Source organism: Actinoplanes sp. NPDC051346, from assembly GCF_040682215.1.
In the GTDB taxonomy this organism is placed as follows: Bacteria; Actinomycetota; Actinomycetes; order Mycobacteriales; family Micromonosporaceae; genus Actinoplanes.
Genome location: NZ_JBFBAJ010000001.1, coordinates 597,316 through 612,861, shown reverse-complemented (window position 1 = coordinate 612,861; position 15,546 = coordinate 597,316). Strand labels below are relative to the sequence as shown.

The 15,546-nt window shown below is 69.6% G+C and carries 12 protein-coding genes; 9 read left to right on the top strand and 3 right to left on the bottom strand.

All coding sequences use genetic code 11. The annotated features are described in order from the left end of the window. Positions 1 to 382 precede the first annotated feature (382 nt). From AB0M36_RS02760 to AB0M36_RS02730, 7 genes are all read left to right on the top strand, one after another. Positions 383 to 1,732 (top strand): hypothetical protein, encoded by a 1,350-nt coding sequence (locus AB0M36_RS02760; RefSeq protein ID WP_364151289.1) that lies wholly within the window; start codon positions 383 to 385, stop codon positions 1,730 to 1,732. Between the two features lie 14 nt (positions 1,733 to 1,746). Then, complete coding sequence (locus tag AB0M36_RS02755; protein ID WP_364151286.1) at positions 1,747 to 2,307, top strand: hypothetical protein; 561 nt, start codon at positions 1,747 to 1,749, stop codon at positions 2,305 to 2,307. After that, positions 2,304 to 2,933, top strand: coding sequence for a hypothetical protein (locus AB0M36_RS02750; protein WP_364151284.1), 630 nt, complete (start codon positions 2,304 to 2,306; stop codon positions 2,931 to 2,933). The genes AB0M36_RS02755 and AB0M36_RS02750 overlap by 4 nt, the downstream gene beginning before the upstream one ends. A 156-nt stretch (positions 2,934 to 3,089) precedes the next feature. Continuing rightward, entirely contained in the window at positions 3,090 to 3,896 is an 807-nt protein-coding gene (locus AB0M36_RS02745; protein WP_364151282.1) for an ATP-binding protein, read from the top strand. Next, on the top strand, positions 3,889 to 5,268 hold the full coding sequence (locus tag AB0M36_RS02740) for an ATPase domain-containing protein (protein ID WP_364151280.1): 1,380 nt from the start codon (positions 3,889 to 3,891) through the stop codon (positions 5,266 to 5,268). The genes AB0M36_RS02745 and AB0M36_RS02740 overlap by 8 nt, the downstream gene beginning before the upstream one ends. 80 nt (positions 5,269 to 5,348) lie before the next feature. Continuing rightward, positions 5,349 to 8,639, top strand: a complete 3,291-nt coding sequence (locus AB0M36_RS02735) for a DUF4157 domain-containing protein (RefSeq protein WP_364151277.1) — start codon at positions 5,349 to 5,351, stop codon at positions 8,637 to 8,639. A gap of 28 nt (positions 8,640 to 8,667) precedes the next feature. Further along, entirely contained in the window at positions 8,668 to 9,669 is a 1,002-nt protein-coding gene (locus AB0M36_RS02730) for a PQQ-binding-like beta-propeller repeat protein (protein ID WP_364151274.1), read from the top strand. On the opposite strand, the gene AB0M36_RS02725 is transcribed toward AB0M36_RS02730, so the two are convergent. Next, on the bottom strand, positions 9,624 to 10,409 hold the full coding sequence (locus AB0M36_RS02725) for a hypothetical protein (RefSeq protein ID WP_364151272.1): 786 nt from the start codon (positions 10,407 to 10,409) through the stop codon (positions 9,624 to 9,626). The genes AB0M36_RS02730 and AB0M36_RS02725 overlap by 46 nt on opposite strands. A 15-nt stretch (positions 10,410 to 10,424) precedes the next feature. Further along, positions 10,425 to 11,159 carry a sulfite exporter TauE/SafE family protein gene (locus AB0M36_RS02720; RefSeq protein WP_364151269.1) on the bottom strand — a complete coding sequence of 245 codons (735 nt, stop codon included), beginning with the start codon at positions 11,157 to 11,159 and terminating at the stop codon, positions 10,425 to 10,427. A gap of 316 nt (positions 11,160 to 11,475) precedes the next feature. Here AB0M36_RS02720 and AB0M36_RS02715 point away from each other — a divergent pair, with 316 nt between their 5' ends. Continuing rightward, positions 11,476 to 12,258, top strand: coding sequence for a class I SAM-dependent methyltransferase (locus tag AB0M36_RS02715; RefSeq protein WP_364151267.1), 783 nt, complete (start codon positions 11,476 to 11,478; stop codon positions 12,256 to 12,258). Between the two features lie 56 nt (positions 12,259 to 12,314). Here AB0M36_RS02715 and AB0M36_RS02710 read toward each other — a convergent pair whose 3' ends face one another. Continuing rightward, positions 12,315 to 12,938 (bottom strand): DUF6000 family protein, encoded by a 624-nt coding sequence (locus AB0M36_RS02710; protein ID WP_364151264.1) that lies wholly within the window; start codon positions 12,936 to 12,938, stop codon positions 12,315 to 12,317. Positions 12,939 to 13,076: 138 nt separating this feature from the next. Here AB0M36_RS02710 and uvrA point away from each other — a divergent pair, with 138 nt between their 5' ends. Continuing rightward, positions 13,077 to 15,545 (top strand): excinuclease ABC subunit UvrA, encoded by a 2,469-nt coding sequence (gene uvrA, locus AB0M36_RS02705; RefSeq protein WP_364151262.1) that lies wholly within the window; start codon positions 13,077 to 13,079, stop codon positions 15,543 to 15,545. Position 15,546: the final 1 nt, after the last annotated feature.

The following is a 15,546-nucleotide window of genomic DNA, read 5'->3' as shown; positions in this document are numbered from 1 at the left end:
ACTTCCGCACCCATCGAAACCGCAGCTCGAGCGCCTTGGCGCAGGTCACAAACCCGTACCGATCGCCGATGCCGCACAGCGGCCCGGTCACCGCGTTCGCCGGGCGGGTCAGCCACATCGACTCACACGCGCACGTCAGCCGCGGGGTACGACAGTGCCCGGCCTGCGTCGGGTTCGCCGTGGCCAGGGGGTTTGTACTAGCCTCCGCCGGACGAACGATCATCCCGGGGCTGGACCCGGGGCTGTCGGATGGGCGGCCGTGCCCTCCCGATCGACGCCCGAGCGGGTCGGTCCGCGGCTGGGCGATGCGGTAGGCGGGTTTGCGCACCGGGCGGGCAGAGGTTCCCGCCCGCCCGGTGCTGCGCGGAAACGGAGGCGAAGGTTGTCCGATCTGTCACGGCGGGCTCTGTTGTTCGGGGGAACGGCGATGCTGTTGACCGGGTGCACGCCGGATGAGAAGAAGCCGCTGATCCTCGAGGAGGAGCCGGCAACCCGCTACGACCTTCCGGGGAAGGCGGCGACGGCGGCGCTACGGACGATCCTCGCGCGGCGGGTGAAGGCGGTGCGGGCCGGCGACGAGGGGATGTTCCTGGGCGATCTGGACCAGTCCCAGGGCGCGCTGGTCAAGCAGCAGAAGATGCTGTTCGCCAACCTGCGCCAGCTCAAGTTCAAGACTTTCGACTACGTGATCCCGGAGCGCTACTTCGAGCCCAAGATCGCCAACGGGCTGACGACGCTTCCGGTCGTGGGGATCGTCCAGCTCACCATCGACGACGCCGGGACCGGCGTGATGCCGGGCGAGACGTTCCAGTACACGCTGGTCGAGCAGGGCGGAAGGTTCCTGGTTCGGAACATCGTCGCGAAGACCAGAAAGAACGCGTCTTCGTTCGGCGTCGAGGGCCCGCTGGCGGACGCGCCGTGGAACACCACGTCACTGAAGGTCACCACGGTGGGGGACGTCTGGCTCGCCGCCGATCCGTCGGTGACCGACATGGACACCTATGTCGGCGCCGCGGCCGCCGAGGCCGACCGGATCGACGCCCTGTGGGGCGGGCGGACCCGCTACCCGGGCAGCCTGATGTTCCTCACCCGCGACGCGACGGCGTTCAAGACCTGGTACGGGTTCGGCCAGGCGAAGAACTTCCTGGACAGCATCGAGGGAATCTCTCCCGCCGGGTACGGCGTACGCACCAACGGCGACCTGTTCGAGGGCCAGTTCGTCGGGTCCCGTGCGGTGGTCAACCTCAAGCGGATCGACGCGTTCGGCGACGACCCCCGCCTGGTCATGCGCCATGAACTGGCGCACGGCATCACCACACGCGCCCAGGAGGTGGGCATCTCACTCGGCAAGCTGGACAGCGGCGCACCCGTGTGGGCGGTGGAGGGCTTCGCCCGATGGACCGAGACGTTGGGCAACGCCGGGCGGGCGGCCAACGCTCTGCGCGGCGCCCGTGCCGGCTTCAACGGCCGGCTGCCCCGGTCGGGCGACTTCTACGGCAAGAAGATCTCGCACAACTACGCCGTCGGGGCGACGGCGTTCATGTTCGCCGAGAAGCTCAAGGGTACGAAGGCGGCGGTGGAGTTCTACGCCGCCGTGATCAGGCACGCCGACCTCGGCGACCAGGCCGTCGCCGAGCTGCCCGTCTTCGACGGCATCTGTCGGGAGGTCCTGGGATTGAGCAGCGCGTCGTTCTATCGCCAGTGGACCGGCTACGTGCGAAACGGGGCATGAGGATGAGGATGTTGGTGCCCAGAGCATTGCTGGCCAGCCTCATCGCCTTCGTCGTCGCGATGGTCGTCGCCGGCATCACGATGTTCGTGATCCGCGGCGGTGGGCGGGACGCCGAGTCCGGCATGGGTCCCTGCACCCCGGGCTCCACTTCCCCTTTCTCCTGCATCCCGCATCTGAAGGCCGAGGATCTGGTCGCCGCGCTCAAGAAGCGCGGCTTCAAGTGCTTCGAACCCGGAGGCTCCCGGGGATGCAAGCTGGAGATCGGCGAGACGGAGTTCCACGTCGGCGTGGAAATCGCCGAGGGCGGGATCAGTGGGCTGAGCGCCTCCCTGTGGATCCGCGCGGACGAGGAACCGACCGAGGGCGGCATAGCCCTGCTGCGCTGGGTCGCCGGCGTGCCCTTCGCCCATGACCGCGAGAGCGCCGACGAGGTCGACGCCTGGCTCGTCAAACAGATCGCCGAGCAGAAGACGGTCCAGGTGACGATCGCCGGTTACGAGTACCGACTGGAAAGGAAACCGGGCCTCACCGACCGGAAGAGCGTCGGTCTGAGCATCCAGGAGAACTGGGGATGACGACAGCCGAGAATGAGATGCCGGAACCAAAGACGCCGAGGAAGGCCCGCACGGTGCTCGTCATCACGCTCTGCGCCGTCCTGGGAATCTGCTTCGGCGCCGGCAGCGGCATCATCGGCGGCCACCAGGCCGCGAGGCTCACCGCGCCCGACCCGCTCGGGCCCACCGCGCTGCCCGCCATCCCCGAGAAGGTCCCGACCGGCGCCGACGAGTACCTGCCCGGGCTGAGGGTCAGCTTCATCACCAAGAACTTTCTGCAAAAGGCCAAGTGGACCTGCGAAACGGAAGCGACCAATGATCGGTACTTCCCGGTGGCCGCCTACTTGACGACGTGCTCCGCCCCGAATTACGTCAGGTTGTCGGTCAATCTCTGGCACGACGACGAGGCGAAGGTCAAGTTGGTGGAGACGGATTGCAGTTACCCGCTCGGCTCGTCGCTCTGCCGGACGCTGGCCCGCGGCGTCGCCGAGCTGACCGTCGTCGGGCAGCCCGAGGTGGCCAAGCGCACGGCGGCCTGGGCGGCCGACAACGTCGACCGCGACGCGACCACGGTCATCGGCGACGTACGCCTGACCGCCGACCTCAGCTATCGCACCCCGAGGATGCGAATCGTCCCCGCCAAGTGACCGCCGATGGGCGTCACCGTCAGGTTCTCGCACCGGGCCTGAAGCAGGGCGAGAGCCCGTTCGCTCCCCGAACGGGGACTTGCACCCACCATCGGCTCTATGTCCACCTCGTCGGCGGGTTTACTCTGGGCGAAAGGCCCGAAGGAGGCGTGTGCCATGTCCTCATGGCCCGGCCCGGGATCGGCGGAGCCGATCGAATACGTGTTCCCGGCGAGTCCAGCGATGCTCGGCGACATCCGGGCCCGCGTGACGCGGCTCGCGCACTCGGCCGGCATCGCGAACACGGAACTGGAACGGATCGTGCTGGTCGCCAACGAGATGGCGGCCAATGCCATCGAACACAGCGGCGCCGACGCTCTGACTCTGCGCTGGGAGAACACCGACCAGGGCGTGTGGATCACGGTGGCGGACGAGGGTGTGTTCGCGATCGGCGTGAGCGACACCAACCACCGCGGGCTCGGCTTGAAGATCGTCTTGGGCCTGGCCGACGAGGTCACCGTGCGGGCTGGACGCCCGGGCGAACGCGGCACCACGATCCGGCTGTATATGCGGGTCGGCTCCCGGTTGGACGCCTCGCCGGCAACAACCCCGGGGCAGTCCCGGCTTCTCATCATCGATGGTGACCGGTTCGCGGGACGCTCGTTGGCGCTGTTCCTTGAGGCGGAGGGTTACGAGAACACCCTGGCCGCATCCGTGGAGGCCGGCCGCGCCGAGCTGGCGGGCCGACCGCGACTGGCGATCGTGGACCTCCTGACCTCGAACGGGTCGACGGCGGGGCTGTGCGAGGAGATCGCGCGGGCGAAGATCCCGGTGTTGGCGCTGTCGAGCCTCCGGCCACCACCGACGCTGCGGTCGGACCGGTTCCTGCGTAAGCCGGTGCATCCCCTGGAGGTGCTGACGGCGGTTCGGCAGCTGATCGAACCACTCGTCGCGGGCGCGCCAAGGAACGCGCCCCATGCTTAGTGAACGGTTGTCCAGTGGGCTGCCCAGGCTCGATGCGATTCTCGGCGGGGGACTCATCAGCCCGTCCGTCGCCGTCATCGCGGGCCTGCCGGGTACGGGCAAGACCGTTCTCGCGCAGCAGTACGCGTTCGCGAACGGCACCGACGAATGCCCGGCGATCTACCTGAGCACCCTGTCGGAACCGCTGAGCAAGATCCTCTACTTCGCCGAGGGCCTGTCGTTCTTCGAGCCCGACCGCGTCGGCCGCTCCGTGTTGTTCGAGGACCTCGGCGGCCAGCTCAACGACGGGGGGCTCGCGGGCGCGCTCGACCACATCAGCGGCCTGGTCGAGCGCCGGGCCTGTTCGGTGCTGATCATCGACAGCTTCCGGGCGCTCCGCTATCAGGCGGGCAACCGCGAAGTCGAAGGCTTCGTCCATCAGCTGGCCGGCCGGCTGGCCGCGACCGGCACGATGGCTCTGTGGCTTGGCGAGTACGACCGCGACGAGCTGGCGGTCTGCCCGGAGTTCGCCGTCGCCGACGCCGCCGTCCTCCTGAGCATCCAGGACAACGGGCAGCGCGACAGACGCGAGCTGCGGGTGCTGAAGCTGCGCGGCAGCGACTATCTTTCCGGCGCACACGCCTACCGCGTGAGCGCCGACGGCCTGCAGGTGTTCCCCCGCCTCAGCTCTGTCAATCACGCTCAATACAAGCTGGGCGAAAACCGAGCAACTTCGGGCATCACCGCATTGGACACTCTGCTCGCCGACGGGTTCTGGCCTGGATCCGGCACGCTGGTGATCGGCCCGTCCGGGGCCGGGAAGACCGTGATCGGATTGGAGTTCGCCTTCGGCGGCGCGCGCCTGGGCGAGCCCGCGGTCTTCGCCTCGTTGCAGGAGAACCGGGTGCAGCTCGAGCGGATGATCCGCGGGTTCGGGTGGAACGTCGATGCACCGGGAACCGTGCTGCGCTGTGACTCACCGAACGACATCTACATCGACCAGTGGTACTACGAGCTGTTCGACACCATCAAATCGCTCAACGCGCGTCGGCTGGTCATCGACAGCCTCGGCGACCTCGCGGCGGCCTGCCCCGACGAGAAACGGTTCCGGGAATTCATCTACTCGATGCTCAACCACTGCTCCCGCGAGGGAGTCAGCGTCCTGCTCACCTTCGAGACGCGGGAGTTGTACGGCCAGACCGCACTGTCCGAACTCGGGGTGTCGCACCTGTCCGACAACGTCATCCTGCTCCAGTACGTGCGTAAGCAGGCCTTGGTGGCCCGAGCGCTGACCGTGCTGAAGACCCGGGCCAGCAGCCACCTCCCCCAGACCCACGAATTCGAGATCACCCACGGCGGCGTCACGATCGGTCAACCGGTCAACCCCGTCTGATCTCCACAGACGGCCACCTATTGACCGCGTCGCGTAGCCTGACAGGGTCCAGGGTCACGGCTGCGGTGACGGTGGGAATCATGGAGCGCGAAAAGCCCGAGCACCAGCCCGACCGCGAGCAGTTCCCGCCTGCCGCCGCGCGCCCGGTCGCGGCCGGGGGGCTGGCCGGCCTGAGCAACCGCGCGGTGGCCGGCGTGCTGGGTCCCGGCCGGTCCGCGGGCGTTCCGCTGCCCACCCAGCTGGCCGGAGTGCTCAGCGAGCAGCTCGGCGCCGACCTGTCCGGGGTGCGGCTGCACACCGACGAGGCGTCCGCCCAGGCCGCGGGCGCGCTGTCCGCCGAGGCCTTCAGCATCGGGCCGGACATCCACTTCGGAGCGGGGCGGTTCGACCCGGCCAGCCCGGCCGGCCTGCGGCTGCTGCGGCACGAGGTGGCGCACGCCGCGCAGCCGAGCCAGGCGGTCGACGCCGCCCAGTCCCTGACGGTGAGCGACCCCGCCGATCCGGCCGAGCGGCGGGCGGAGGCCTTCGCGCGCGGCGGCGCCGGTGACATCGGCGTGCGGCGCGCGCTGGTGCACCGCAGCACCGGCGTGGAGAGTCCCGATCAGGTGTCCCACCAGCCGCAGCACCGCGACCAGGCGGTCGCCGTCTGGGACAGCACACTGGCGTCGACCGTACGGACCAGCTCGATGATCGGCGAGCTGGTCAACTTCGCGATCAACGCGAGCGGAACGGGAGCGCCGGAGGTCGGGCACTACTCGACCGAGGCCGCCGCGATCGCCGCCGTCCGGGCGTACGCGAAGGTGGGGGTCGTCTTTCTCGAGGACGGGCGGTACGTCGCCTATCACGCCAGCGACGACTCTTGGATCTACGACTTCTCCTGGGACAACGTGCGTTGGACCGAACGCAAGCCGTGGACGGCGGTCCGGTTCACCTCGTCGGCGACCGCGATCATCACCCAGGACGGCGTCACCTTGCGGCCCGAGATGTACACCACGGAGGACGAGGCCGAGTCCCGGCTGGCCGACCAGGCGCTGATGCCGGGCGCGGACAACCCGTTCAGCGGCCATCTGGCGCTGCACGGCGACTTCAACAAGCTCGGCAAGGACCAGTTCGTCGGGGCTTTCGCGCTCGCCATGCACGACCACGCGCTGGCCGTCCTCTCCCGCAGCCAGGCGCTGGTCCAGCGGGAGGCGGAACGGCGGGCGCCGGGCACCAACCAGGTGCCGGCCGAGGAGATGGCGCTGATGCGCCACACCGCGCACTACCTGGCCGGCCTGGACGCCGAGATGGACGCGATCCCCAAGGATCTGCCCTGGTTCCCGGACGAGATGGCCGACTTCGGGGACCGTCAGCGGCGGTTCCACGCGCTCAAGGACCGCCGTCGGGTGGTGCTGGCCCGCTACCCGATGTTGGCCCGGGTCAACGCGGGCGAGTTCATCAAGCTCTCCCCCGAGGAGCAGAACAACCAGTTGCACGGCGAAGCCGGCAAGGTGCTGCGCGACATCGACATCACCCGCGACAACGTCATCGACGGCGACCTCGACCTGTGGACGATGCGGCCGATCGTGGAGTCCACGCTGGCCGCGCTGGGCATCACGGACGCCGACCGGCGCGGGTGGGCGATCGCCAAGCACGACGCCGAGCGCCGCGAGGACACCATCATCAGCATCGCCATGTCCGTGCTGAGCGTGGGCTTCGGCCTGGCGGCCGCGTTCGCCACCGGCGGGCTCTCGGTGGCGTTCGCCGCGGGCGCGCTGGGTCTCGGCGCCGCCGACGCGATGATGGCGACGGAGAAGTACTTCACCGAGTCCGCCGCCGGCAACACCGCGATGAACCCCGACGAGTCCCTGGTCCCACCGGATCTCGCCGGGCACTGGGCCTGGCTGGTGGTCGCCTGGCTCGGCGTCGTCGCCGACGCGGCCGACGTGATCCGGGCGGTCCGGGCCGCCAAGGCCGCCGGCGCGATCGGCGGCGGCATCGACGCCCTCGCCGCGGGCAACGAGGCGCTCGCCAAGCGGCTGCGGGTGGCGGCCGGCGAGGTCGCCGACGGCGAGCTGATCTCGGAGGCCACCAAGGCCACCGTCGGCAACCGGGTCGGCGCGGCGATCGAGATCAACGAGGCGCTGGGCACCGAGGTCCGCGTGCACTACTCGGTCACCTCCCGCGGCGACGTCCTGGTCGAGGGCATCCGCTGTGGCGCCCGGTCGACGATCGCGGACATCCTGGCCCACGCCGAGGTGATCCAGCTCCTGCGCCGGTATGAGGGCGTCACCGGCAAGATCCGGCACCTGTACGACCGGCTGATGTCCCTCGCCGGCTTCGCGCCGCTGGTCCCGTTCAAGTTCCCGGCCGGGTCCGCCGCCTTCGAGTCCTATCTGGAGCTTCGCAAACTGCCGGAGCTCATCGAGGCCCGCCGAGCGGCACTCGGCACCGCGCTGGGCACCGAGAGCGAGGCGGCGCTGCGCCGGGACGTGGAGTTCCTGGAGGCGGAGTACCGCCGCCACGCCGAGGTCGTCGACGCGATGACCATCGAGCAGGGTGTGGGTTTCGTCGCCAAGGCCGAGGAGCGCACCGCCGAGGCGATCACCAACGGCATGCCCAAGCTTGACGGCGACCCGCTGATCTCGGACGCGAGCCGCTACTACTACCGGAGCAACCCGGGCGGGTCGCCGCCCTACATCCTGTGCCGGATCACCACCGCGGACGTGCCGCCGCGCACGCTGGTGCCGGACGGCGCCGGCGGCTGGAAGATCGCCGCGGGCGCCCTGAGCCGTCGTGAACAGGCCATCGCCATGGTGAGCGGCTGGCCGGCCGGCGTGAAGGACGCGTTCAACGCCTACCAGGCGGCCCATGCGGGCCGGGTCGTGGTGCCGCTGCAGGGCGTCGCGACCACCGGGAAGACGATCGGCCAGCTGGCGCCTGACATCGGCGAACGGCTGCGGGTGCTGCTCCAGGAGGCCTTCACCCGGGCCGGCGACCCGGACGCGGCGAACAAGGCCATCGACGCCGCGCAGGCCGTCGCGAACCACCAGGTCGTCGTCGTCCGCGGCACGGACCAGTTGCGCGCCTACAACTACCGGCTGAACTTCACCGGCAGCGCCGAGGAGCTGGCCGAGGTGGACCTGCACCACATCATCCCGCTGCAGCTCGGCGGCGATCACCGCCGGCTGGTCGCCGTACACCAGGACCTGCACGACCGGTTGCACGACCTGATCGACGAGATCCCGTTCGGGCAGGGCACGTTGGCGCCGCACTCGATCCGGTCCTCGGCGGACCTGAGCTTCACCGAGGGCGCCGCCGTGCTGAACCCGGACGGCAGTGTCCAACTGGCCAAGATGAACCCCGACGGCACGTACACGCTGGTTCCATGAGACCACCGTTGATAGCGTCACCCACGCGATGACCGACAACTTCCCTCTTCCCGTACGCTGGCGCGCCACGCTCCCGTCGTTCTGTCTGGTCTGGGAACCCCCGGTGCCGGACGGCGACCAGGTGGTGGCCCGGTGCGGCGAGGCGATCGTGGCGTTCGGCGCCGATCGGGGCGACCAGCGCTGGCGTGCCGAGCTCGGCAGCCGAACCGGCGACGGCACCTGTCTCGTGTCGGTCGGCGACCACTTCGTCACCGACGTGATCCGCCGCCCGCAGCGTCTCTCCAGCCTGATCGCGGTGCGTCGGGACGGCACCGTGGCGTGGCGGGTCGACCTGCCGGGTCAGGTGATCCGTGGCAGCGTCGCCGCCACCCAGGGCGACCTGCTCGTGCTCGGCCGCGAACCCGGCGCCGGCCAGTTCCTCTATCGCCTCGACCCGGCCACCGGCGACGTGCGCGGACGTCACCGGCTGCCCTGGGCGGCCACCGCGCTGGCACCGCTCGGCGACAGCCTGCTGCTGGCCAACGGCTCGGACGACAACGCTCCCGGGCTGTTCCGGACGACGCTCGACGGCGGCGACCCTCAGGCGGTGTCCGACGAACCGGTCGCCCGCCTCATCGCGGCCGGCGACCAGCTGCTGACACTGTCGCGCGGGGGCGACAGCGCCGTGCGGATGCACGACCCGGCGACGCTCGCCGTGCGGTGGTCCGCGCCGGCCCGCGACGTGGCCGCGCTGGACGGCGACGCGGTGTTCGCGGTCGCGGACGGCGCCCTGGTCTCGTGGGACGCCGGCACCGGCACCGAACGGTGGCGCTCGGAGCCCCTACCGGAGGAGCCGGGCCGGCTGGCCGCCGCCGGCGGGATCGTGCTCTACGGCCACCTGCGGGGCAACGGCTTCTATCGCGGTGACGACGGGACGCTGCTCGGCGAGACAACCGACTCGTACGGCGCTCCCGCAGCCGCCGGGGGCCGCATCTATGCGGGCGGTCAGCAAATGGTGCTCTGCGCCGACGCCAGTGCCAGGCTTTCGTAGATGTCCATCGCCCACATCACGTGGTCGCGCAGGCCTCCCTCTTCCGGAAAGTCGGTGACCGGCGGCGGCTCCTCGGTCGGCGCCTCGAGCTTCCTGCTGTTGAGCACCCGGACGTAGAACTCGTCGAGTCCACCGGGATTGTTACGGCTCAGGTTCAGCTCCGGAGCAGGCTCCCAGGACAGCTGGCCCGGATGGAATCCGAGACCGAGCTCCCGGCAGATCCGCGAGAAGGCGGAAGCCGGCTCGCTGCGAAAGTCTGACGCGTCCACCAGCAGGTGCGCCACGCCCTGTTCCCGGCAGTACTGAATCTGCCGCCACAGGTCGAGCCAGCCGGTCTGCTCCAGCGGGAAGTCGAGCGGCTCGTTCTGTCTCGCCTTCACGGCCCGCCGCGAGCTGATGGTCAGGCGTGGATCACGCACGATGAACACCAGTGGTGAGGTGGCCACTTCGACCAGCTCGGCGAACCGCGGGCCCACCTGAAAGGTCATCTCCTTGACCAGCAGGTGGTTGCCTGTCCGCGGCTCGAGAAGGTTGCCCAGTGCGAGCGGCTCCGCCAGATGCTTCCAGGCGATTTCCGAGCCGAGGCCGTGATAATAGGTCGTCTCATACGGCTCGTGTGAATAGTGCGCGACCTCGGTGCTGTTCCACAGAACCCGCGCGAAGGCGGTGGAAGCACTCCGCGGCGGCGCCAACACCACGTGGACAGCATCGTGGCGATTCCGCAACTCGTCGAGATTCATTTCGAACCTGCTTTCCTAGTAGGCAAACAACGCCTTCGCGAGGATCGCGATCGCGGCTAGCGCGAGGCCGCACAACACCAGGTATCGGAAGACCTTCTCATTACTGATTCGCGAGAACACCTTGTTACCGACGTACCCGCCGACCGCTATCGCGGGCACCCCGATGAGCGCAACCCATAGCGACGAATCGGAGATCTGACCGGTGGCGGCGAAGCCGGCGACGCCGAACACTCCGACGATGGCGAAGATGGCCGCGAGCGTCGCCCGGAACTGTCGCGGCCGCAGATCCATCGCGCTGAACGCCGCGGCGAGCGGTGGACCGTTGATCCCGGTGGCGGTGGTGAGCACACCGGACACGACGCCGGCGGCGGCCACGGACGCCCGGCCCGGACTGACCCGAACGCCCCGCCAGATCGCGAGGGCGCCGGCCATCACCACGACAGCGATAAACATCGACAGGACCCGGGAGGGAAGCAGGCGCAGCAACAGGAGCCCCAGCGGCAGGCCCGCGATGCCGGCGACCAGCACGATCCGTGCCGTCTTCCACTGCACCGACCCGTGATCACGAAAGACGATGAGCACGTTCAGCAGTAGCACGACGATGGAGGAACCCACCACGGCTTCGATCGGGCCCACGATGATGCCCAGAAGGGGCACGGAAAGCAGGGAGAAGCCAAAGCCGGTGACGGCCTGCGCCAATGAGGCTATGGCCAGAATTGCGGCGATGCCCACGATCGACGGGCTGTCCACGAGATGAGGTCCTTCGGATAGGTGCTCGAGATTCCGCCGGCAGACGGGGTCGGTGGCTGATCGTGGTGGCGAGGTCGAAAGGGATCGCGGAATGATCCCAGGACTTCTGGACCTTTTTGATCGAACCAGTCAAGAAACACTATGACAACCGATCGACGCCGTGATGTGGATCACGAGCCGACACCATTCGCGCGCACCGATGCCGCCGAGCAGGAAACTCTCGGAATTCGAAATTCGGATGCGCCGACGAGCCGATGCGGGTAAGCCGTGGCGGTCCGGTGGACGATCCGTGGCCCGCATCGACCAGAATGATCCCGTGGCAGAGAACAGAACGATCGGTACGGCGCCCGACGACTATGACGCGATGCATCACGCCGCGCAGAACAGCCCACTGCTCCATGAGCTGTGGGAGCGGGCGATGGGCGACGAGTATCCCACCGGCGTGGAGCCCACCAGCTCCTGCTCGTGGTGGTTGCTGGGGCACGCCGTGTCGGCGCTGCGCCTTCGTCCCGACGAGCGGCTCGTCGACCTGGGATGCGGTCGCGGCGGCCCGGGCCTCTGGCTGGCCCGAGCGTTGTCGGCCCGGCTCACCGGGATCGACTTCAGCGCCGTCGCGGTCGAGATCGCGGCCCGACGAGCCGACGACTTCGTCGCCCCCGGCCGGGCGGAATTCCGGCAGGGCAGCTTCGAGCGGACCGGCCTTCCCGACCGGTACGCGGACGGACTGCTCAGCGTCGACGCGTTGCCGTTCAGCCCAGACCGTCAGGCGGCAATCCGGGAGGCCGCCCGGATCCTCGCACCCGGCGGCCGCTTCGTGCTGACCGCACGGGAGCAGCCCGCCGACGCCGAAGGGTGGCCGACGATGGCGACGGCCGCCGGCTTCGACGTGGAGCTGATCCTGGACAACACCGACCACGACGACTTCTGGCGAAGGCTGTTCGCCTCGTACCCCGAAAACGCCCCGGGGCTGCGCGTCGAACTCGGCGAGCGAGCGACCGACAACCTGCTGACGGAGGCGGAACTCTTTCTGGCGCAGGGGTTTCCCGAGCGACAGGCTCAGCTGCTGGTGCTGCGCCGCCGCGACGAATCGGCCGGATGACATCTCCGAACGACCGCTGCGGATGAGCGCGACAAATTTCGATCAGTGGCTCGACGTCACAAGCCAACAGCTGTGGCGATGAGGTCGTGATAGCTGGCTGGGTCTATCTGGCCTGAGGGATAGCGCTTGTTCCAGGTGTCCCAGAGTCCATCGGGTGCCAGGTATCGGTCAGCATGGCGGGTGCCGAGGCGGGTGTCGAGTTGCATGAGCGCGCCGAGGGCCCAGTGCTGGTCGTAGCGCAGATCGACCTGTGGCAGGTAATGGTCGAGGTAGCCAATCAGAAGTTCTGCGTCGCGTTGAGTGCCGAAGGCGGCCAGCGCGACGCAGTAGCCCTGGCCGCTGAAGCAGACCCGGCTTTCCAGCAGCAGTTCGCCGATACTGTCGCGGAACTGGGTTCTTTGACCGAGACCGACAAGCCATGCGGCGGTGAGCCGTCCCCGCCATTCCGGGAAGCCGCCGATTTGCAGCAGGAAGGTGAGCTCAGCGTCGCTGACCTGCTCGGCGTCCTGTTTCAGAGCGCTGATGAACTCAGCTGAGCCTCCGTCAGGGCGGTCGATGAAGTTGCCGTTGAGCAGGTCCAGGTATCGGGCGTATCGACCCTCGTCGTCAGCGCGTGTGGCGATCACGTAGCGGCGGATGGTGTCAGTTCCCGGGTCCGGCAGGGGCGACGGATAGGTCATGGCCGCATCCTTCCTGATCACGTTTGCCGGCGGCGACCCTGTTCCTGCCGGGCGGGGATCACTCGTCAGGCGGCGCGTGCTCCGATGGGAGCGCTCGTGGCGGTGATTCGGCGCCGCCGTACAGGGTAAGCAGACCTGGTGGTAAACGACGTTCATGACCGGTTCGTGCGCGTCCGGGGTGCCGCCGAGCACAACCTTCGGAACGTCGACGTCGACATTCCTCGCGATGCCATGGTCGCCTTCACCGGCGTCTCCGGTTCGGGAAAGTCCTCGCTGGCCTTCGGCACGCTCTACGCCGAGGCGCAGCGCCGGTACTTCGAGTCCGTCGCGCCGTACGCCCGCCGGCTGTTGCAGCAGGTCGGTGCGCCGCACGTGCAGGAGATCACCGGCTTGCCCCCGGCCGTGGCCCTGCAACAGCGTCGCGGGGCACCCAGTTCACGGTCGACGGTCGGCACCATCACCACGCTCTCCAACCTGCTGCGGATGCTCTACTCGCGCGCCGGGGCCTACCCGCCGGACGCCCCGCGGCTGGAGGCCGAGGCGTTCTCCCCCAACACCGCGGCCGGCGCCTGCCCACGGTGTCACGGATTGGGCGTCGTGCACGACGTCGCCGAGGACCTGCTCGTCCCGGACCCGGGCTTGAGCATCCGCGACGGCGCCATCGCGGCCTGGCCGGGAGCCTGGCAGGGCGCCAACCTGCGCAGCGTCGTGAGCGGCCTGGGGATCGACATCGACAGACCGTGGCGCAAGCTCAGGAAGAAGGACCGGGACTGGCTGCTCTACACCGACGAGCAGCCGTCCGTCCTCGTCGAGCCCGAGCGTGACCGTATCGACAGCGGCTACTACGGGAAGTTCTGGAGCGCCCGTCAGCACGTCATGCACGTTCTCGCCGACTCTAAGAGCGACCGGATGCGCGAGCGGGCGATGCGGTTCGTCCGGAGCGTGCCCTGCCCGGTGTGCCACGGCAGCGGCCTGCGCCCGGAGGCGCTCGCGGTGACCTTCGCCGGCCGCACCATCGCGGAGGTCAACGCGATGCCCCTCGCCGCCGTCGTGGCGCTCCTGCGGCCCGCCGCGGGGTTGTCCGGGGCCGGGGCCGCCACGCCGACCGCCCGGTCCGGGGAGACGACCGAGGTCGCGGTCCGGCTCAGCGCCGACCTGGTCGCGCGCGTCGAGGTGCTGCTCGACCTCGGCCTGGGGTACCTCAGCCTCGGGCGCCGCTCGACGACGCTGTCGCCCGGCGAGGCGCAGCGCCTGCGTATCGCCACCCAGTTGCGTTCCGGGCTGTTCGGGGTCGTCTACGTGCTCGACGAGCCCTCCGCGGGCCTGCACCCGGCCGACGCGGAGCCGCTGCTGGACGTGCTGGACCGGCTGAAGGCGGCGGGCAACTCGCTGTTCGTCGTGGAGCACGACATGGACGTGGTCCGACGCTCGGACTGGGTGGTCGACATCGGCCCCGGCGCGGGCGAGAGCGGCGGACGCGTGCTGTACAGCGGTCCGGTCCCCGGCCTCGAACAGGTCGAGGAGTCGGCCACCAGCCGATACCTGTTCGGCCGCGCCGAACCGCTCGACCATCGCCCGCGTACGCCGCAGGGCTGGCTGCACCTGCGCGGCGTCTCCCGCCACAACCTGCACGGCGTGTCCGTCGACGTGCCGCTGCGGGTGCTGACCGCGGTGACCGGGGTGTCCGGTTCCGGGAAGTCGACACTGGTCACGCAGGTGCTCGCCGAGGTCGTGCGCGGCCACCTCGGGCTGGCGAGCGACGAGCCCGACGAGGCGGAGCTCGACGTCGACGTCCGGGACGCGGCGGGGCTCGACTCGTTCGACCGGCTGGTCCGGGTCGACCAGCGGCCCATCGGCCGCACGCCCCGGTCCAATCTGGCCACCTACACCGGGATGTTCGACGCGGTGCGCAAGTTGTACGCGGCGACGGACGAGGCGCAGGCGCGCGGGTACACGGCCGGGCGGTTCTCCTTCAACGTCGCGGAAGGCCGGTGCGAGACCTGCCAGGGCGAGGGGTTCGTCGCGGTCGAACTGCTGTTCCTGCCCGGGACCTACGCGCCGTGCCCGGCCTGCCACGGCGCGCGGTACCACGCGGAGACGCTGGAGGTGACCTACCGCGGCAAGAACATCGCGGACGTGCTGGCGATGTCCGTCGACGACGCCGCCAAGTTCCTCGCCGACGTCCCGGCCGCCTCCCGCAGCCTCGAGACGCTCCGGGAGGTGGGGCTGGGCTACCTGCGGCTGGGCCAGCCGGCGACCGAGCTCAGCGGTGGCGAGGCCCAGCGCATCAAGCTCGCCACCGAGTTGCAGCGAGCCCGCCGCGGCCACGCGCTCTACCTGCTCGACGAGCCGACCGCGGGGCTGCACCCCGCGGACATCGCGCTGCTGCTGCGGCAACTGCACCGGCTCGTCGACGCCGGCAACACCGTCGTCCTGGTCGAGCACGACCTGGACACCATCGCCGGCGCCGACTGGGTCATCGACCTCGGCCCGGGCGGCGGGAACGCGGGCGGCCGGGTCGTCGCGACCGGCCCTCCCGCCACGATCGCCGAGGCCGGGGACAGCGCGACCGGGCGCTATCTGGCGCGCCGCCTCGAACGCTCCTGAG

What these genes read in the sequence shown, in the direction of transcription:
- AB0M36_RS02750 (WP_364151284.1), top strand. Translation starts at nt 2,304, where the DNA reads ATGACGACAGCCGAGAATGAGATGCCGGAACCAAAGACGCCGAGGAAG.
- AB0M36_RS02725 (WP_364151272.1), bottom strand. Translation starts at nt 10,409, where the DNA reads ATGAATCTCGACGAGTTGCGGAATCGCCACGATGCTGTCCACGTGGTG.
- AB0M36_RS02710 (WP_364151264.1), bottom strand. Translation starts at nt 12,938, where the DNA reads ATGACCTATCCGTCGCCCCTGCCGGACCCGGGAACTGACACCATCCGC.
- AB0M36_RS02740 (WP_364151280.1), top strand. Translation starts at nt 3,889, where the DNA reads ATGCTTAGTGAACGGTTGTCCAGTGGGCTGCCCAGGCTCGATGCGATT.
- AB0M36_RS02730 (WP_364151274.1), top strand. Translation starts at nt 8,668, where the DNA reads ATGACCGACAACTTCCCTCTTCCCGTACGCTGGCGCGCCACGCTCCCG.
- AB0M36_RS02745 (WP_364151282.1), top strand. Translation starts at nt 3,090, where the DNA reads ATGTCCTCATGGCCCGGCCCGGGATCGGCGGAGCCGATCGAATACGTG.
- AB0M36_RS02735 (WP_364151277.1), top strand. Translation starts at nt 5,349, where the DNA reads ATGGAGCGCGAAAAGCCCGAGCACCAGCCCGACCGCGAGCAGTTCCCG.